The following is a 17,257-nucleotide window of genomic DNA, read 5'->3' on the forward strand; positions in this document are numbered from 1 at the left end:
GTGACGAGGACATCGCGCTACGAGACGGTGGTCGTCCCGTTGATGACGGTGATCTTGCCGCCTTGGAAGTTCTGGGCCGTGCCGTTGGGCACCGAGTACACCTCGCTGGTTGGATAACCGAGACGACCGCTCTCGAAACCCGTGGACTGCCACGCTGCGCGGATCGGGCCGTACGACTCGTGGGCCCCGGATACCGGGGACCAAATGATGGCACCACCCTGATAGTTCTGGTAGACGCCGCCGCTTCGCAGGCCGCCCACCTCGTCTGTTGTGGGGTAGCCCAGGAGGCCGCCCTCGAAGCCGGTGGCCTGCCACTCGCCTCGGATGGCACCGATCGACTCGTGTGTTCCCGACGCCGGGGAGGAGACGATCGCTCCGCCCTGGTAGTTCTGGTATGAGCCGCCGTTCAGGATGCCCTTGACTACCTCGGTGGTCGGGTACCCCAGGGGGCCGCTCTCGAAGTTGGTGGCCGCCCACTTCGAACGGATGGGGCCATAGGACTCGTGCGTTCCCGAGGCGGGCGACGACACGATGGCCCCGAAGATGAAGCCTTGGTACGAGCCACCATTTCGCAGCCCGGTGACGACCTCGGTGAGCGGCCAACTTAGAGGGCCGTGCTGCAATCCGGTCGCCTGCCACTCCGACCGAATCGGGCCGAAGGTTGCGTGCGCGCCGTTGAGTTCCGGCGAGGACACGATCGTCCCGCCCTGGTAGTTCTGGTACGAGACCTCGTACTCCATCCCGTCCAGCACCTCGCTTGTCGGATATCCGAGAACGCCGTTCTCGAACCCCGTGGCCTGCCACTCCGACCGGATTGGGCCATACGACTCGTGAGCTCCGCTGGCCGGGGACCATATGATGGCGCCCTCCTGATAGTTCTGGTAGACGCCGCCGTTGCGCAGGCCGCCGATCTCGTCGGTTGTGGGATAGGCTAGAAGGCCGTTCTCGAACCCCGTAGCCGCCCACTCACTGCGGATCGCGCCGCGGGAAACGAACAGATTCTCATCGTTTACGGCGATGACGGCGCCGAACTGGTAGTTGCGGTAGTAACCCGCATAGCGGATGCTCGTAACTGCGCTCGTGGCCGCTCCGAGTCCCCAGACGGCGGCCTTCGCATCCATGGCCTGGGCGAGCGTGAACGATGGCTCGGCGGTGAACGGCACGGTGAGGGAAGCCACGCCGGGTGACGTGACGCCCACCCGGTGGGATGCTCCGATCGGATATGTGGGAACCACGGTGTTCACCGTGAAGGTGCCGTCGGCGCCGACGGTCGGCGAACCCACGACCGTGGAGTCGAAGGTTACCGACGCGGTACTTGAGGGGGTGTAGCCGGTACCGGTGATCGTCAATGACGAGCCGGGCGCCCCGGAGGAAGAAGAGAGGGCGACGGCGGGGCAGGTGGCTGGCGGTGGGCCATTGTCAGGGACCTTCAGCGGCATCGGCGAGCCTCCCCAGATCGCTGCGGAGTTGCCCGTGTTCAAGTAGGGGTTGTTGGTGTACTCCGCGATGATCAGATCGCCCGCATTCCGGCACGAATAGTCCACGGACCACGTTGCCACCGTCTGGGTCACCGTCGCCGTGGCGGGGACGAGCGTGCCGCCGGCCGTTGCACAGGTGGTGACGGTCGGATCGGTGGCGGTGCTGGTCTTGCTGGGCCACTGCGAGAGCGGGGGCGAGTAGCGGATCACTGCGTTGGTCCAGGTCAAGTTGCTGAAGGAGACGCTGAGGGTGCCGTCCGGGGCAGTCTGGGTCTGGGTCGCGCACTGAGGGTCGGAGAAGGTCTGCCGGTACAGCGTCTGGGTGCTGAACGTGACCGTCCCTGATCCGCCGACCCTGCCTGGGGTGAGTGTGACGTTGATTGCCCAGGGTGGCGCTGCGGCGTTTGCTGCTCCGGCGCTGGCAACGAGGCTGGCGCCCAAGAGCACGGCTCCCACGAACGCGGCCAACCATGCGTGAATGAGCGCTGACTTCTTTTTCAATGGATCCCCCGGGCGTCAAAGCCGAATCGATGCGAGAACATCGGCTGGGCTCACGCTAGCGGGCGAAGGCTGCGACGACAAGCTTTCTCGATAGTGAATTGGCAGCCACCGAAATGCCAACGGAACAGCAATGATGGGCGTCTATGAAGACGTGCTAGTTTCCCCGTCATGACTTTCGCAAACGCGGGCACCCTTGGCACCGTGCCTGGCAAACGTGACGAGCTGGTAGCGCGTCTCACCATGCGCAGCCCTCTGTTGGAGCAGCTGGGGTGCCTCGCTTATGAAGTCGGGGTCAACGACGATGAACCTGACACAGTATTCGTCGTCGAGATCTGGGAGAGCGCGGAAGCCCACAGATCCTCGCTCGCTGATCCAGAGGTTCAGGCGTCAATCGCCTCGGCACGCCCGCTCTTGTCCGGCGCCTTTGGCGGCTTTCGGTTCGACATCGTGGGATCTCCGCTTCGCGATTGAAGCGCTCGAGCCGCCGCAGGCCGCAGAAACGCTCAACGCCCCGCCGTTGCCGGGCACAACATACCCGAGCATACTGGGGTCCGTCCTGAGGCTCGCCTTTCCGAAGGGTGAGCCCTATCTCGAGAGGCGGCACTTTGGCGGTTCAACGAATGGACAACGTGGCGGTCGTCGTCGATGACCTGGACGCGGCTGTCGCGTTCTTCACTGAACTCGGCATGGTTGTCGAAGGCAAGGCGTCAATCGAAGGCGTCTGGGCGGACCGTACGGTCGGACTCGACGGCATCCGAAGCGACATCGTGGTGATGTCCACTCCGGACGGACACGGAAAGCTCGAGCTGACCAAGTACCACGCGCCTGACCTGTCCGAGGCGAGCCCCGAGAACCCGCCGCCCAACACGCTTGGCCTGCATCGAGTCATGTTCGCCGTCGACGACATCGACGACACCATCAGGCGCCTGCGCGCCCACGGCGCAGAGCTCCTCGGCGAGGTCGCGCAGTACGAGGATATGTTCCGGCTCTGCTACCTCCGCGGCCCGGCGGGCATCATCCTCGCCCTGGCTGAGCAGATCGGCTAGGTCTGGGCGTGCGCAGCGTCACCTACTCGATGAACGTCTCACTCGATGGCTATATCGCGGGGCCGGACGGCGACTTCAACTGGTCGGAACCCGATGAGGAGCTCTTTCGCTTCGTTACCGACGAGATACGAGGGGTCGGCGACTACCTGTTGGGGCGTCGGCTGTACGAGACCATGCTCTACTGGGAGACCGCCGATCAGGGCCGGACGCTCAGTGACTCACAACGCGAGTGGGCCGAGCTCTGGAAGTCGCTCCCCAAGGTGGTGTTCTCCGGCACGCTCTCGTCCGTTCAGGGCAACGCCCGTCTGGCCTCAGGCGATGTGAGGGATGAGATCGAGCGGTTGCGAGCCGAGCCTCGAGAAGGAAACATCGCGATCGGCGGTGCGACCCTCGCTGCCGAAGCGGCCGCACTGGATCTGATCGACGAGTACTTGGTCCGGGTCTGCCCGGTGCTGCTCGGTGGTGGCATTCCGTTCTTTCCCCATCAGGAGCGCCGGGTTCATCTAGACCTCGTGGGGAACCGCGTCTTCAGCTCGGGAGTCGCTTACCTCCGCTACCGAGTGGTGCCCTGAGCGTCCGCGGCGCGTTGAGTGGCCGGTCGTGAAGATTTTTCGCTGCGTCACTTACGCATCTTGCGCGTCAGCCGATTAGTGGCAATGAGGGCCCACGGACGGGCCTGGAGCAGTAAACACAACTCATTCATGGAGGACTCACGATGGCTTTCACCGTCAACACCAACCTCATGGCCCAGCAGGCCTACCTCAACCTCAACAAGACCTCGGCCGACATGGCGAGCTCGATGGCCAAGCTTTCGAGCGGCCTTCGCATCAACACGGCGGCCGACGACGCGGCCGGCCTCTCGATCTCGCAGGGCCTCACCTCGCAGGTCAACGGCTTCAACGTTGCATCCCGCAATGCGCAGGATGGCATCAACGTCGTCCAGACGGCGGATGGCGCACTTGGCGAGGTTCAGTCGATTCTCCAGCGCATGCGCGATCTCGCCGTGCAGGGCGCGAATGACTCGAACAATACCGACTCGAGGGGTGCGATTCAGAAGGAAGCAGACGCCCTCGGCTCGGAGCTTTCCCGAATTTCCGAGTCGACCAACTTCAACGGCATCAACCTTCTGCAGGGCGGTGCAACTCCGGGTCCGAGCCAGCTGAGCTTCCAGGTCGGTGCTGATGGGAACAGCGCATCTCAAGTCAGCGTCACCACGGCAAATCTCAAGAGCGACGTCGCTTCCGTCGTCACCCTGACTGGGGGGACGGTCGTAACCAGCGCTGACAAGTTCGATGTCTCGACGTCTGCTGCCGCGCAGACAACGATTGCCTCCATTGACACCGCAATCAAGGCTGTTTCGTCTGATCGGTCCAACCTTGGGGCGTCCGTAAACCGTCTGACCCACGCGATGAACATCGCGAACACGACGGCGCAGAACCTGAACGCCGCCAATTCGCACATCACCGACACGGACATGGCGTCCGAGATGGTCAACTACACGAAGGACTCGATCCTCTCGCAGGCTGGCACGGCGATGCTCGCGCAGGCCAACCAGTCCGGCCAGGGCATCCTCAAGCTCCTCGGCTAGAAAACGGATCAACGCTGATGGCGGTCAGGGAACCCAAAAAGCTCCTGACCGCCATTGGCGTCTGACTGACGCGAAGGAGTCAGAGCATGACCGGAATTTCCATCAACGGCCTGGGCAGCGGGCTCGACATCACGTCGATCATCAATTCGCTCATGCAGGTCGAAGCCCTGCCACAACAGCAGCTGCAGCAGACCCAGGCCAACGACCAGAGCATGATCAGCGCCCTACAGACCCTGAACGGCAAGGCGTCCTCGCTCGCTACTCTCGCGGACAACATGGCCCTTCCGGGTGCGCTCAACCTCTTCACGGCAAGCTCAAGCAACAGCGCGGTCACGGCCACTGCGGGCACGACGGCGACTGCGGGCACCTTCAGCGTCCAGATCAACCAGGCTGCCCAGACCCAGGTCGACGTCACCGCCGCGATGGCGACCTGGCCCACGGACTCGACGGGGGCGCCGTCGGCCCTCACCCTCGTCGACTCGACGGGCAAGCAGACCCAGATCACCCCGGCGAGCACCTCGATCGACGACGTGGTGAGCGCCATCAACGCGGCCGGTGGCCCGGCGACGGCGATGAAGGTCGCCTCGGGCACGGATGCGAGCGGGAACACGCTCTACCGGCTCCAGCTCAACGCCACGCACTCCGGCGCAGCTGGCGCGTTCCCCGTCTACCAGGGGACGTCCGCCGACGTCACTGCGGGCACGGCCACGGACCTCATGTCCCAGCCGGGTGCGGCCGTCGTCACCACGGCCCAGGACGCTTCGGCCACCCTCTATGCGGGGACAGCCGCCCAGCAGACGGTCACATCGTCGTCGAACACTTTCACCAACCTGCTCCCGGGGGTCGACGTCACCGCGACACCGGCGGCGGTGGGCACGACGGCGACCATCACCGTCGCGAGCGACAACACCGGCATCACAAAGCAGGCAAGCGGCCTCGTCAGTTCCGTCAACGACCTCCTGAGCAACATCTCGGACAACACCAAGGTCACGACGACGATCAACAGCACGGGCGGCTCGACCGCGTCAGGCGGCCTCTTCACGGGCGAATCGACAGTGCGAGGCGTCTCTGATGCGATCACCGACGCGCTCTACCTGCCGACAAGCAACGGGCAGTCGCCGTCCGCCCTCGGAATCAGCATCAACCAGGACGGATCGTTCACGTTCGACCAGAGCAAGCTGACCTCCGCGCTCGCCGCCGATCCCGCAGGAACCGAGGCGTCGCTTCAGGAGATCGCGTCGCGCGTCTCCACGGCGGCGAAGAACGCCTCTGACCCGGTCACAGGCTCCATCACGTCGCTCATCTCGGGCCAGCAAGCCGAGGTCTCAGACCTGACCACGCAGATCAGCGACTGGGACACCCGCTTGGCCGACCGCAAGGCGACGCTCACCGCCCTCTACAACAACATGGACACGATGATGGGCACCCTCAAGTCGCAGCAATCGTGGCTCACGAGCCAGATCGCAGGCCTGCCCACGTACTCCTCGTCATCCAGCAGCTCCAGCTCCAACGGTTAGGAACTCCCATGACCCTCCAGCCAGCCCGCGCCCGGCAGCTGTACAACCGGGACGCCATCCTTTCCGCGAGCCCGGTCCGGCTCCTCACGATGATCTACGACCGGCTCCTGCTGGACCTCCACCGCGCCGAGACGGCGCAGGGGGCCGCGGACTGGCAGACGGCGAGCGATTGCCTCCTGCACGCGCAGGACATCATCGTCGAGCTCGACGCGACCCTCAAATCGGGCGTCTGGGACGGCGCGGAGGGCCTGCGCAGCCTCTATGACTACGTGCGCCGAGCCCTGGTCAACGCGAACGTCAACCGCAGCCCCTCCCTCACGCGCGAGGCGATCACGCTCCTCGAACCGCTGCGGCAGTCGTGGCATCAGGCCGCGGCGTCCCTCCCGGCCGAGCGTCCCGAGGTCGCGACGGCAGCGGGAGGCTATGTTGGCTGACTCGTGGGATGAGGTGCTCGGGCGCCTCGAGGCGGACCTGGATGCCGTCGAGTACCGCCTCCGAGACCCCGCCGCTCCCGTCGTTGAGGCATGGCCCCTGCCGACTGGGCTCGGGCCCATCCCCGAGCGTCTGGTCCGCCGGGCCCTTGCGCTGAGCGATCGGCAGGAGATTCTCGCCGGCCTCCTCGAAGAGGCGAAGGCCAAGACGGGGCGACATCTCGCCGTCGTCCGCTCGGTGCCGCCCAACCGGGCCGTGGGAACCGCAATCTACCTCGACGTCAAAGGCTGAGACCCCAAGGCCCTAGTTCAGGCGGCCGGGTTAGGCGAGGCCGGCCCGATGGGCAGGATAGGCGAGCCGAAGTCGGTGATGGTGTAGCGGCCGCAGTGGATGGTGCTCGACGGCGCGGTGTCGGCGACGGAAGGCAGCACGAGCGGTGTGGGCTCGGAGTCGGTCACTACGAACGAGACCTTGGCGCTCGAGTAGTCCGTCCGGTCCGTGAGCCACGCGTACTTCCCGAAGTGGCTGTCGACCTGGATCAGCTGGCTGGGTTCGGCGAGGAAGGCCTTGGGCGCGCGGATGGCCCAGAACCTTCCGGCCCCGGTCTCGTGGCTTGAGCCGACCCAGGCATCGACGCAGAGAATATCGGGGTCGACGACGGCGGCCGACTTGGCGAGCGCTCCCGTCGCGGCTGCCGAGGCACCCAAGCAGGCCACGATGAGCCCGGCGAAGACCCCCTTGACGGCCTTCCGCGGGAGACGACGGAAGAACGCCGGAGCCTGGGCGAAGAGCCTCGGTGCGAACACGAGGGTGCACACGGGAGCGAAGTACATCGGCTGGAGGTAGCGAATCCAGAATTGGCCGAGGACGATCATTCCGCCGAGCAGCACCAACGGAGCCACCCACGCCATGCCGCTGACGACGGCGGCCCCCGCATCGCGAGTGGCCAGAGACTGGCGGAACACGATCACCGAGACGAGGATCAGCGCGATGACGACTGTCACGGACACGGCGCCCTCGATCGTCGAGGCCCTCTCTGCCAGCATGTGCGGATAGAAGAGGGCGGCCACGCTGGCCAACCCGGGGTTGGCGTAGGCCGGGCCGTCCTTGAGGATGAGGGACCCGAACGGAATCCTTGCCACGAGGCCGATCCCCCCGCCGAGAGCCAGGAGAGCGCCCGCGAGCGTGAAGCGCCGCCAGCTGATGATGCGCTTCCACGCGATGAACGCGAGCACGACGCCGAGCGGCAGCACTTCCCAGGCCAGGAACAGCGGGTTCGTCAGGCTCGAGAGTGCAGCCAGGCCGACGAGCACGAGTTCGAGCCAGTGCCAGCGGCTCGAACCGCGGGTCTTCAAGAGCCGCACGGTGAGCGCCGTCGTGGCGACTGAGGCGAGCACGGTCATGCTGTAGTACGTCGTGGTCGCGAGGAGCGATGCGAGTTGGAAGTCGTTGTAGCCCGAGGAGCTCTCCAGGAGCGCCAAGCCCGTCATCGCGGCGAAGGCGACAAGGGCGCCGGCGACGCGGTGCGCTCGCGACCGCTCGCGCTGCACGGCCCCGCTCAGGAGCCTGAGGCATCCGTAGAACAGGAGGAGATTGACGACGGCGTTGAGCGCGAAGGTGCCCTTGATCCCAAGCCCCAGTGCAGCCAGGACGAGGTACAGCCCCATCTCCGGGATGAACAGGACGGCCGAGAGGCCCCAACTCTGCGACTGCCCCGACAGGATCGATCCGCGGACGAGTGCCGGCAGCACGGAGTCGCCGTCATAATACAGCATCCACGAACGGTCGGTGGCGTCGAGATGCCACACGGTCAGCAGCGCCAGGGTCAGCACGATGACGAGGCCAGCCCATTCGGCGCGGCGCCGCCCTCCGAACCGCGGGAGCGGGCTCCCTAACTGCCGGAGCGGGCGCGCCGGCTTGGTCGCCGAGGCCGCATCGGTCAGCACCACGGAATCAATCACCCTGCGATCGTTGCAAGCGCAGGGGCTCTACGGGCCGGTGCTCGGCAAATTCTTCGGCCTTCCTTGGGAGAAACTTGGACTCGATTCCAAGCGGGTTCGTGTCCTAACGCACGGCTGCACACTGCCGATAGACAACAGCGAGCACGGACTGCTCGTTACGACCTGGCCACGGATCGGCCGGACATCCCCCTACCCAGGCAGGACAGTGTGCTCGATTCCGTGACCTCTGCCGCGCTCACGAGCGCGCTCAACGGACTTTCGCTGCGCCAGCAGGCCATCGCGGACAACATCGCGAACGTCAATACGCCCGGCTACCACGCGAAGCGCGTCCAGTTCGAGAACGCCCTCTCCGCGTCAGTCGCGGCCGGCAACGGCACCGTGCAGGCGACGACGTCGATCTCGGAAGAGCCGACGCAGCTCAACGGGAACAACGTGAACCTGGACACCGAGACGCTTTCGAATGTCGACACGGTGCTCCGCTACCAGTTCGCGTCCCAGGCGCTCAACAACGAGTTCACCGCCGTCCGCACCGCGCTGAAGACGTCCTGAGGGGAGAGCCATGACCTTCGACACGATTGGCATCGCCGGGACCGCCTTGACCGTCAACCGCAAATGGCTCGACGCGATCTCGGATAACCTCGCGAACGTCAACACGGCCACCCCAACGAGCGGTCCCGCCTTTCAGGCCCGCTACGTCGAGGCGCAGGCTGGCCCGGGGAACACCGGCGTGTACGTCGCGGCGACGCCGCAGGGTGACGCAACGGGGCGACTCGTCTACCAGCCGGACAGCCCCATCGCCGACAAGAGCGGCTACGTGCGCTACCCGGACATCGACCTCAGCGAGCAGATGGGCTCGCTCATCATGGCCCAGAGGGGCTATCAGGCCAACACGGAGGTCGTGAACCGGGCGAAGGACATCTACGAGGCCGCGCTGCAGATCGGAAAGTCGTCATGAGCATCTCGGCAATTTCACCCGCCCTTGCCACCCCCATCCAAGGCGTCGCCCCAACCGGCTACCTCGCCTCTGCTGCCCAGCCGACGACGACGGACGGTTCCGGTTTCGCGGCAAGCCTCGCCGGCGCCGTCGACAACCTCCAGCAGCTCCAGTCGACGTCGAACCAGCTCGCCGTTCAGGCCGTCACGGGCAACCTCGACGACATCCACAACGCGACTATCGCGGCGACCCGCGCGCAGGTCACGCTCGAGCTCGCGTCCACGATCCGCAACCAAGGCGTTGACGCCTTCAACGAGATCATGAGGATGCAGGCCTGATGCCGCCGTTCATCTCCGCCGCGTGGCGCCGCCTCTCCGCGACGGTCAAGGGCTTCACGGTCGGCCAGCGGACCGTCGCGATCATCGGCCTCGCCGTGCTCGCACTCGGCGCGTTCGCCCTCGTCTCGTGGCTCACGAAGCCGAGCTACGCGCCGCTCTTCACGGGGCTGCAGAGCTCGGACGCGAGCGCCGTCGTCCAGCAGCTCGGCAAGGACAACGTGCCCTACCAGCTGACCGACGGCGGCTCGACGATCCTCGTTCCCCAGGACAAGGTGTACGACGAGCGGCTCAAGGCGGCTTCCGCCGGCCTGCCTTCGGCCCCGGCAACCGGCTACTCGCTCCTCGACAAGATGGGGGTCACGTCCTCGCAGTTCCAGCAGGACGTGACCTACAAGCGCGCAATCGAGGGCGAGCTGGCGACGACGATCTCCCACCTCGACGGCGTGAAGTCGGCGAGCGTCCAGCTCGCCATCCCCGACAAGACCGTATTCACGTCCCAGCAGACCGACCCGACCGCCTCGGTGTTCGTCCAGACCCAGCCGGGCGTGACCCTGACGAGCGACAAGGTCGACGCGATCGTCCACCTCACGTCGGCATCGATGCCGGGCATGAAGGCGACCGACGTCTCGGTGGTGGACTCGCAGGGCAACGTGCTCTCGGCAGTCGGCACCGGGACGACCGGCAATTCCTCCAAGCTCGCCTCGGACTACCAGCAGCAGACCCAATCGGCCGTCCAGGCCGTCCTCGACCGGGTCCTCGGCCCCGGGAACGCTACGGTCGCCGTCATCCCCGACGTGGACCAGCAGTCTGCCCAGCAGACCTCGGAGACGTTCTCGAGCGCCAACAACACCGCGCCCCTGAGCCAGTCGACGACCACCGAGAAATACACGGGGACTGGCGCCTCGGGGGCATCGGGGGTCCTTGGGCCGGACAACATCGCGGTGCCGTCCGGGACGAGTTCGGGCGGCGCCGGGTCAAATGGGGATGCGGGCGGCAACGGCACGTACGACTCGACGACGGACACCAAGGACAACGCGGTCGACAAGACGACCGAGGACCGCACGATCCCGGCCGGAGCGCTCAAGAAGCAGTCGGTCTCTGTGGCGATCAACCAGTTCGCCGCGCAGGGCCTCAACCTCCAGAACATCAATTCGCTCGTCTCGGCCGCTGCCGGGATCGACGCGAAGCGCGGCGATGTCCTCTCCGTGCAGATTGTCCCGTTCAGCACGGCCGCGGCGGATCAGGCCAAGGCGGCGCTCGCGCAGCAGCAGGCGGACGACGCCGCGAAGGCGCAGCAGGCGATGTGGACGAACATCATGTGGGCAGGCATCGCGCTCCTCGCGCTCATCGGCGTCGCCCTATTCCTGTGGATGCGTGCGCGCCGGGCTGCGGTCCGCGAGCCCCTCGACCTCGGCGGCAGCATCGTCTTCGACGAGCTGCCCGAACCCGCCATCATCGAAGCGTCCACGACCGTCGCGCTGCCGACGATCGCCGAGCCGCTCCCGGCACTGCCTGACCCGGGTGCGGAAGTGCTCGACGCCGAGCGGCGGCGTGCCCAGGTTGATCGCCTCGGCGGCGCGGACCCGCAGAAGACGGCGGAGTTCCTGCGCGGCCTCATGGACGAGTCGAGGGCGGGCGTATGACGCCGGCTCTCGCCCCGGCGCTGACGGGCACCCAGAAGGTCGCGATCGTGCTCATGCAGATGAGCCCCGAGAACGCCTCGAAGGTCATGGCCCACTTCAGCGAGTCCGAGGCCGAAGAGGTGGCCGCGGAGATCGTGCGGCTCAGCCGGGTGGACGCCGGGGTCTCCGAGCAGGTCATCGCCGAGTTCCACGAGATCGCGGTGTCCGGGCGGCGCACGACCCGCGGCGGCCGGGACCTCGCCGTCGGCCTCCTCGAATCCTCGTTCGGCCCGGACAGGGCTGCGGGCGTCATGGACCGGCTGGCCTCGACCATGGCCGGAAAGTCCTTCGAATTCCTCGACAGCGTCGACGCCTCCCAACTCCTAACCCTGCTCGACGGCGAGCTCCCCGAGACAGTCGCGCTCGTCCTCGCGCATCTTCGGCCTGCGAAGGCGTCCGAGGTGATGGCGGGCCTCGGCGAGGCGCAGGCGATCGACGTCGCCCAAGCGCTCGCGACGATGGGCTCGGCGACGCCGGAAGCCGTGACGATCATCGCCGAGAGTCTCAAGGCGCGCACGAGTACCGCTGTACCCTCGGGGCGCAAGCAGGCCGAGGTCATGGGCGGCATCCAGCCGCTCGTCGACATCATCAACCGCTCCGACATCGCGACTGAGCGCACCGTCCTCGACGGCCTGCAGGAGCGCGACCCCGAACTCGCCGAAGAGGTCCGTTCCAAGATGCTCACGTTCGCGGACATCGTGAAGCTCGAACGCCGCGACGTCCAGCAGATCCTCCGCGGCATCGACGCGGGGGTGCTCGCACGCGCGATGAAGGGGGCGGCGGCCCCTGTGCTCGAGGCCATCAACTCCAACGTCTCCGACCGCAACCGCGAGATTCTGCAGTCCGAGATTGCCGCCGTAGGGCCTGTGCGGGCGTCCGAGGTCCAGGAGGCGCGCGCGTCGATCGTCCGGACCATCCGCGAACTCGAGGCCTCTGGTGACATCACTGTCCGCCGCGGCGAGGAGGACGATCTTGTCTACTGAGGCGCACGTCCCGCGGCCCGTCGTGTTCCCGTCGCTCCATGCTTCGGGAGAGGCAGAGGGCTTCACGAAGGGCCACGCCGCTGGGTACGCGGCCGGGTTGCGGAAGGCCGAGGCCGAGGCACGGACGCGACGTGCCGAGTTCGAGGCCGAGCACGCCGCGGCCCTCGAGGAGGGCAGACAACGGGCTGAACGCGGCGTCGCCGTCCTCGAAGCCGCCGCCCGTGCCCTGCACTCGCGGACCGTGCCTGTCCTCGCGGAAGCCGAGGCCGAGGTCGCGGCCTCCGCGATCGCGCTCGCCGAGGCTGTGCTCGGGTGCGAGCTCTCCGACGCCGCGACGGGCGCCAAGGCCGCTCTTGCCCGCGCGCTCTCAGGGACGGATGCTCCCGTCGTCGTCGCCGTCCGCCTCCACCCCGCCGACCTGGCGCTCGTCGGAGAAGCCGCTCCGGCCGGCGTCGTGCTCGTTGCCGACCCCGCGCTCGCGAGGGGCGACGCCGTCGCCGACTATCCGGACGGGGAACTCGATGCCCGCATCTCCACCGCGCTGGCCCGTGCGAGGGCCGCGCTCGCAGGGGAGGGCGCGTGAGGGGCCTGGCCGCCGCGCTCGAGGCGGCCGCGCCGGAGCGGGTCGGCGTCGTGACATCGGTGCTCGGGCTTGGGCTCGAGGTGGCGGGACTCGATTGCGCGGTCGGCGACACGATCGCGGTGGCTACGGACGACGGCGGCACGAGCGAGGCCGAGGTGGTCGCCACCGCGCGGGGAACCCTGCGCTGCATGCCGCTCGGACGTCTCGCCGGGGTCCGCCCGGGCGCCCCCGTCCGGGCGCGGCTTGGCGGCAGCGGCGTACCGACGGGGGAGCAGCTCTTCGGCCGCGTCCTCGACGGCCTCGGCCGCCCCATCGACGGGCGCGGGCCGCTCTCGGGCCACCGTGTCCCGCTCGAGCACGCGACCCCCTCGGCCATGCACCGGGCTCGGATCGATACCCCTCTCCAGACCGGCGTCCGCGTCCTCGACACACTTGCCACCCTCGGGCGCGGGCAGCGCCTTGGCCTCTTCGCTGGTTCGGGGGTCGGAAAGTCCTCGCTCCTGTCGATGATCGCGCGGGGCACCGAGGCGGAGGTGTCCGTGATCGCGCTCGTGGGGGAGCGGGGACGCGAGGTCCGCGAGTTCCTCGACGACGACCTCGGGCCGGAGGGCTTGGCCCGCTCGATCGTGGTCGTGGCCACCTCCGATGAACCCGCGCTCGTGCGGCTCCGCGCCGCGTTCACCGCCACGCGCATCGCCGAATCGTTCCGCGACCGCGGCGCCCATGTCCTGCTCATGATGGACTCCCTCACGCGCGTCGCGATGGCGCAGCGCGAGATCGGGCTCTCCGCCGGTGAGCCTCCCGCTACTCGGGGCTACCCGCCGTCGACCTTCGCGCTCCTCGCGCGCCTTCTCGAGCGCGCCGGAACCGGGGAAACCGGCTCGGTGACCGGCATCTACACCGTGCTCGTCGACGGCGACGACCACAACGAGCCCGTCGCCGACGCGGCGCGGTCGATCCTCGACGGGCACGTCGTACTCGATCGGCCGCTTGCCGTCGGCGGGCACTATCCGCCCATCGACGTCCTCGGCTCGGTGTCCCGGGTCGCGTCGAAGGTGAACGCGCCCGAACGCACGGCGCTCGCCTCAGAGCTGCGCCGCGTCCTCGCAGCCCGCAAAGCAGCGCAGGACCTCATCGACGTCGGTGCGTATCAGCGGGGGAGCAACGCGCTCGTCGATGCCGCCGTCGCCCACGAGGGCGAGATCGACGCCTTCCTGCGCCAGAGCCTCGACGATCAGACGCCGGGACCCGAGGCGTGGGCCCGCCTCGCCCGCCTCACTGCGACCCTCGGAGGTGCACGATGACCCCTCAGTTCCCCCTTGCTGGGCTCCTGCGGCTGCGCCGTCTCGAACAGGACCAGGCCGCGGCCCGTTTCGGGGCCGTCAACGCCCAGCTCCGGGCCGTGGGTGCGCAGCAGGCCTCGGCCCGGGCCGAGGCAGAGGAGATCGCGTCCGACGTCGACAGCTCGGCCGCGCTCCTCGCCGTCGCCGCGGCTCGGGCCGCCTCGGCGAGCCTCCTCACCGAGCTCGACGCGCTCGCCGCGGTGACCGAGGCCGAGCGCGGGCAGGCGCAGCGCGACCTTGCCGTCGCGCGGGGCCGGACCGTTGGGCTCGAGAAGCTCGAGGCCCGGCATGGTGCCCTCGTCGTTGCGGCCGAGCTCGCCGCCGAGCAGAGCGTCCTCGATGACCTCGGTTCGTCCGCGCGCCTTCGGCAGGGTCCCGACGCGCTGAACCGAGGAGGGTCGACGACGTGAGTGTCAGTGCCGCGATCGGACGTGTGCAGGAGATCCAGACGACCCTGACCCACCTCACCGACCCGACCCTCGACACCGCCGCCGGCTCGCCGTCGTCCGCCTCCGCCGCCCCGGCCGAGGCCACCGGCACGCCTTCGGCGAGCCTTGCCTCATTCGGGCAGGCGCTCGCCGGCGCGCTTGGTTCGACGTCGACGGCGCTGCCCTCTGCCGGTGTGGGGCTGGCCTCCGCGGGGGTGGGGCTGGCGGCGACCGGGGCAGTCCCGGCGAGCGGCAACCTCGCGGCGAGCGGCGGCGTCACAGGCGACGAAATCGCCGCCGATGCCCAGAAGTACGTTGGCGTGCCGTATCTGTGGGGCGGCACGGACCCGTCGAAGGGCCTGGACTGCTCGGGCTTCGTGCAGCGCGTGTACCAGGACCTGGGGATCTCGCTCCCGCGCGTCGTGCATGACCAGATGCAGGCTGGGACGCCCGTGGCCTCGCTCGCGGACGCGAAGCCGGGCGACCTGCTGGTCAGCTTCGGCGGGGAGCACGTGGCCATCTATCTCGGAAACGGCAAGGCGATCGACGCTCCCGTGCCCGGGCAGACGATCCAGGTCCGTGACGCGTGGGAGCAGTACGGGAACCTCACGGCGATCCGGCGCATCGTGCCGGAGAGCGCAACTGGTTCTGCGGCCGGCGTCGCTGGCTCTGCTGCCGGCGTGGCGGGGCTCGACCCTTCTCAGCAGCAGTACGCCCAGGACATCGTGAATCGGGTTGCGCAGCTCGGCCTGCCCGCCCAGGCCGCCGTCGACGCAGTCTCGACCGCGCTCCAGGAGTCGTCGCTGCGCATGTACTGGAACCCGAAGGTCGCCGGCTCCCAGGCCCTCGCGCCGGAGCAGTCGGCGGTTGGGACCGACGGATACTCCGTGGGCCTCTTCCAGCAGCAGGTCAACGGGAACGCGTACTCGTGGGGGACGGTCTCGGACGCCATGGATCCCGTGGCCTCTACGGATATGTTCCTCAACAGGCTCACCGCCATACCGGGCTGGCAGAACATGCCCGTCACCGCCGCCGACCAAGCCGTCCAAGGTTCCGCCTACCCCGACGCCTACGCCAAATGGGAAGCGGAAGCGCGCCAGATCGTCTCAGCCCTCTCACCGACGGGAGCCTGATGCCAGCCCTCCTCTCCCCGCTCCCGGGCTCGCTCCCGCCCGCGGTCACTGCCGCGACGCACTCGGCCTCCACTCCGGGCGGGACCGGTCCCGACGCCGGATCGCCCGGCACCGAGGTTCCCGGCCTGTTCGCGGCTTTGCTTGCAGCGGCGTCGCCCGGAGCGGCGGGTGCCGATGTCGGTGGTGTCGATCTGAAGGCAGATACCAAGGACGGCGGCAAGGCGGACGGCAAAAACGACACCAACGACCCCGCCAAGGCCGATCCCACCCTCAACCCCTCGTTGGCCGGCCAGACAATGACGGCCGTCCCGCCGTTCATCGGTTGCCCCCCGACGGTTTCTCCATCTTCCGAGGGCCACCTAGTGCCTCCGCACGGCGCAACCTTCAGTGGTCTGGCGACGGTCGCTCAGACGACGACGGCCGTACCTACCCTCGGGGGCGCAGCCACGGGCGCACCGACCCTGAGGGGCGCCGGCGCACCCGCATTGCCAGCGCCGGACCCGTCAACGTTGGCCTCGCAAGTGCCAGCATCGCCAGCCTCGGCAGCGGCAGCCCCTTCGGCTCCAGGAAGCCCTGCGCTGGGGTCAGGGCTTCCGGTACCCCGCACTTCTGAGACCTCCACGAGCCCCGCCAAGTCCGCGGCCGCGATTTTCCGGGACGCAACTTTCCCGGACCTGCCCCTCCGGGACCCGACCGTCCCGGACGCAACAAGCGCGAAGACGGACGATCCCGCGCTCGCGGGCATCCCGTCGTCGTCCGCTTTCGCTGCGGCGCCGGACGCAGCGCCAGCCGGCGTCCCCGAGACTCCACCGCCGACTGCCGCCCAGCCCTTCTCGGCACAGCTCGCGAGGCCCGTCTTCACGCTTGCGGCCGCGGGCCCGGGGGAGCATGTCATGACGGTCAAGGTCGCCCCAGAGGATCTGGGACCGGTCACCGTACAGGCCCACATCGGGGCAGACGGCGTCAAGGTCCAGCTCTTCGTGCCCACCGACGCGGGACGGGCCGCCGTTCAGGCGGCGCTCCCAGAGCTGCGGCGAGACCTCGCCGCGGCGGGTCTCGGGGCGAACCTCGATCTTTCGGCCCGGAGCGCCCCTCAGCACGGAGCGCCCCAGCACGGGCCACCGCAGCACGGCGCCCTGCAGGATGGCTGGGGATCCGGGGGCCGAGACAGTCCCGGGCGAGGTGCTGGGGGCCGGGGCGGCGGGACGCGGGGGGTCACCGCCGTCGGACTCGACGGCACCTCGCCGTCCCAACTCCCGTTCGGCCGCCTGCCCACCAGCGACAACCGACTCGACATCCTCGCCTAGAGA

The 17,257-nt window shown here is 68.2% G+C and carries 19 protein-coding genes; 17 read left to right on the plus strand and 2 right to left on the minus strand.

Annotated features, from left to right (window positions below; genetic code table 11):
• Positions 1–17: 17 nt before the first annotated feature.
• The gene (locus L0M17_RS00670) at positions 18–1,979 is read right to left on the minus strand and encodes an LGFP repeat-containing protein (RefSeq protein WP_241050278.1); all 1,962 of its coding nucleotides are present in this window, start codon (positions 1,977–1,979) and stop codon (positions 18–20) included.
• A 168-nt stretch (positions 1,980–2,147) separates the two neighbouring features.
• Here L0M17_RS00670 and L0M17_RS00675 point away from each other — a divergent pair, with 168 nt between their 5' ends.
• The 7 genes from L0M17_RS00675 to L0M17_RS00705 all read left to right on the plus strand — a co-directional run bounded on the left by L0M17_RS00675 (position 2,148) and on the right by L0M17_RS00705 (position 6,853).
• A complete protein-coding gene (locus L0M17_RS00675; RefSeq protein WP_241050281.1) occupies positions 2,148–2,450 on the plus strand; it encodes a putative quinol monooxygenase in 303 nt (100 codons plus the stop codon).
• Positions 2,451–2,599: 149 nt separating this feature from the next.
• Complete coding sequence (locus L0M17_RS00680) at positions 2,600–3,025, plus strand: VOC family protein (protein ID WP_241050283.1); 426 nt, start codon at positions 2,600–2,602, stop codon at positions 3,023–3,025.
• An 8-nt stretch (positions 3,026–3,033) separates the two neighbouring features.
• Complete coding sequence (locus tag L0M17_RS00685) at positions 3,034–3,597, plus strand: dihydrofolate reductase family protein (RefSeq protein ID WP_241050285.1); 564 nt, start codon at positions 3,034–3,036, stop codon at positions 3,595–3,597.
• 143 nt (positions 3,598–3,740) lie between these two features.
• The gene (locus L0M17_RS00690) at positions 3,741–4,613 is read left to right on the plus strand and encodes a flagellin N-terminal helical domain-containing protein (protein ID WP_241050287.1); all 873 of its coding nucleotides are present in this window, start codon (positions 3,741–3,743) and stop codon (positions 4,611–4,613) included.
• 86 nt (positions 4,614–4,699) lie between these two features.
• Complete coding sequence (gene fliD, locus L0M17_RS00695; protein WP_241050290.1) at positions 4,700–6,130, plus strand: flagellar filament capping protein FliD; 1,431 nt, start codon at positions 4,700–4,702, stop codon at positions 6,128–6,130.
• Between the two features lie 8 nt (positions 6,131–6,138).
• Positions 6,139–6,564: a flagellar export chaperone FliS gene (gene fliS, locus L0M17_RS00700; RefSeq protein ID WP_241050292.1), complete on the plus strand. Its 426-nt coding sequence runs from the start codon at positions 6,139–6,141 to the stop codon at positions 6,562–6,564.
• Complete coding sequence (locus tag L0M17_RS00705; protein ID WP_241050294.1) at positions 6,554–6,853, plus strand: hypothetical protein; 300 nt, start codon at positions 6,554–6,556, stop codon at positions 6,851–6,853. Before fliS ends, L0M17_RS00705 begins: the two co-directional genes overlap by 11 nt.
• A 17-nt stretch (positions 6,854–6,870) precedes the next feature.
• Here the strand turns inward: L0M17_RS00705 and L0M17_RS00710 are convergent, their stop codons facing one another.
• Positions 6,871–8,523: a hypothetical protein gene (locus L0M17_RS00710; RefSeq protein ID WP_241050296.1), complete on the minus strand. Its 1,653-nt coding sequence runs from the start codon at positions 8,521–8,523 to the stop codon at positions 6,871–6,873.
• Positions 8,524–8,730: 207 nt separating this feature from the next.
• Here L0M17_RS00710 and L0M17_RS00715 point away from each other — a divergent pair, with 207 nt between their 5' ends.
• From L0M17_RS00715 to L0M17_RS00760, 10 genes are read left to right on the plus strand one after another with little or no spacing between them, the layout of a single operon-like run.
• Positions 8,731–9,072 carry a flagellar basal body rod protein FlgB gene (locus L0M17_RS00715; RefSeq protein ID WP_241050298.1) on the plus strand — a complete coding sequence of 114 codons (342 nt, stop codon included), beginning with the start codon at positions 8,731–8,733 and terminating at the stop codon, positions 9,070–9,072.
• 10 nt (positions 9,073–9,082) lie between these two features.
• Positions 9,083–9,478: a flagellar basal body rod protein FlgC gene (locus L0M17_RS00720; RefSeq protein WP_241050299.1), complete on the plus strand. Its 396-nt coding sequence runs from the start codon at positions 9,083–9,085 to the stop codon at positions 9,476–9,478.
• A complete protein-coding gene (fliE, locus tag L0M17_RS00725; RefSeq protein ID WP_241050301.1) occupies positions 9,475–9,795 on the plus strand; it encodes a flagellar hook-basal body complex protein FliE in 321 nt (106 codons plus the stop codon). The genes L0M17_RS00720 and fliE overlap by 4 nt, the downstream gene beginning before the upstream one ends.
• Positions 9,795–11,438, plus strand: coding sequence for a flagellar basal-body MS-ring/collar protein FliF (gene fliF / locus L0M17_RS00730; RefSeq protein ID WP_241050303.1), 1,644 nt, complete (start codon positions 9,795–9,797; stop codon positions 11,436–11,438). The genes fliE and fliF overlap by 1 nt, the downstream gene beginning before the upstream one ends.
• Complete coding sequence (gene fliG / locus L0M17_RS00735; protein WP_241050305.1) at positions 11,435–12,460, plus strand: flagellar motor switch protein FliG; 1,026 nt, start codon at positions 11,435–11,437, stop codon at positions 12,458–12,460. Before fliF ends, fliG begins: the two co-directional genes overlap by 4 nt.
• Positions 12,450–13,043: a FliH/SctL family protein gene (locus L0M17_RS00740; RefSeq protein ID WP_241050307.1), complete on the plus strand. Its 594-nt coding sequence runs from the start codon at positions 12,450–12,452 to the stop codon at positions 13,041–13,043. Before fliG ends, L0M17_RS00740 begins: the two co-directional genes overlap by 11 nt.
• Positions 13,040–14,347 carry a FliI/YscN family ATPase gene (locus tag L0M17_RS00745; protein WP_241050309.1) on the plus strand — a complete coding sequence of 436 codons (1,308 nt, stop codon included), beginning with the start codon at positions 13,040–13,042 and terminating at the stop codon, positions 14,345–14,347. Before L0M17_RS00740 ends, L0M17_RS00745 begins: the two co-directional genes overlap by 4 nt.
• A complete protein-coding gene (locus L0M17_RS00750) occupies positions 14,344–14,796 on the plus strand; it encodes a flagellar export protein FliJ (protein WP_241050310.1) in 453 nt (150 codons plus the stop codon). Before L0M17_RS00745 ends, L0M17_RS00750 begins: the two co-directional genes overlap by 4 nt.
• Positions 14,793–15,947: a C40 family peptidase gene (locus tag L0M17_RS00755; RefSeq protein WP_241050312.1), complete on the plus strand. Its 1,155-nt coding sequence runs from the start codon at positions 14,793–14,795 to the stop codon at positions 15,945–15,947. Before L0M17_RS00750 ends, L0M17_RS00755 begins: the two co-directional genes overlap by 4 nt.
• Positions 15,947–17,254: a flagellar hook-length control protein FliK gene (locus L0M17_RS00760; protein ID WP_241050314.1), complete on the plus strand. Its 1,308-nt coding sequence runs from the start codon at positions 15,947–15,949 to the stop codon at positions 17,252–17,254. The genes L0M17_RS00755 and L0M17_RS00760 overlap by 1 nt, the downstream gene beginning before the upstream one ends.
• The last annotated feature ends 3 nt before the right edge of the window (positions 17,255–17,257 follow it).

The organism is Sinomonas terrae (assembly GCF_022539255.1).
Classification (GTDB): domain Bacteria; phylum Actinomycetota; class Actinomycetes; order Actinomycetales; family Micrococcaceae; genus Sinomonas; species Sinomonas terrae.

Coding starts and splice junctions, on each gene's coding strand:
- L0M17_RS00675 (WP_241050281.1), top strand. CDS start 2,148: ATGACTTTCGCAAACGCGGGCACCCTTGGCACCGTGCCTGGCAAACGT.
- L0M17_RS00680 (WP_241050283.1), top strand. CDS start 2,600: ATGGACAACGTGGCGGTCGTCGTCGATGACCTGGACGCGGCTGTCGCG.
- L0M17_RS00690 (WP_241050287.1), top strand. CDS start 3,741: ATGGCTTTCACCGTCAACACCAACCTCATGGCCCAGCAGGCCTACCTC.
- fliD (WP_241050290.1), top strand. CDS start 4,700: ATGACCGGAATTTCCATCAACGGCCTGGGCAGCGGGCTCGACATCACG.
- fliS (WP_241050292.1), top strand. CDS start 6,139: ATGACCCTCCAGCCAGCCCGCGCCCGGCAGCTGTACAACCGGGACGCC.
- L0M17_RS00705 (WP_241050294.1), top strand. CDS start 6,554: ATGTTGGCTGACTCGTGGGATGAGGTGCTCGGGCGCCTCGAGGCGGAC.
- L0M17_RS00720 (WP_241050299.1), top strand. CDS start 9,083: ATGACCTTCGACACGATTGGCATCGCCGGGACCGCCTTGACCGTCAAC.
- fliE (WP_241050301.1), top strand. CDS start 9,475: ATGAGCATCTCGGCAATTTCACCCGCCCTTGCCACCCCCATCCAAGGC.
- fliF (WP_241050303.1), top strand. CDS start 9,795: ATGCCGCCGTTCATCTCCGCCGCGTGGCGCCGCCTCTCCGCGACGGTC.
- fliG (WP_241050305.1), top strand. CDS start 11,435: ATGACGCCGGCTCTCGCCCCGGCGCTGACGGGCACCCAGAAGGTCGCG.
- L0M17_RS00750 (WP_241050310.1), top strand. CDS start 14,344: ATGACCCCTCAGTTCCCCCTTGCTGGGCTCCTGCGGCTGCGCCGTCTC.
- L0M17_RS00760 (WP_241050314.1), top strand. CDS start 15,947: ATGCCAGCCCTCCTCTCCCCGCTCCCGGGCTCGCTCCCGCCCGCGGTC.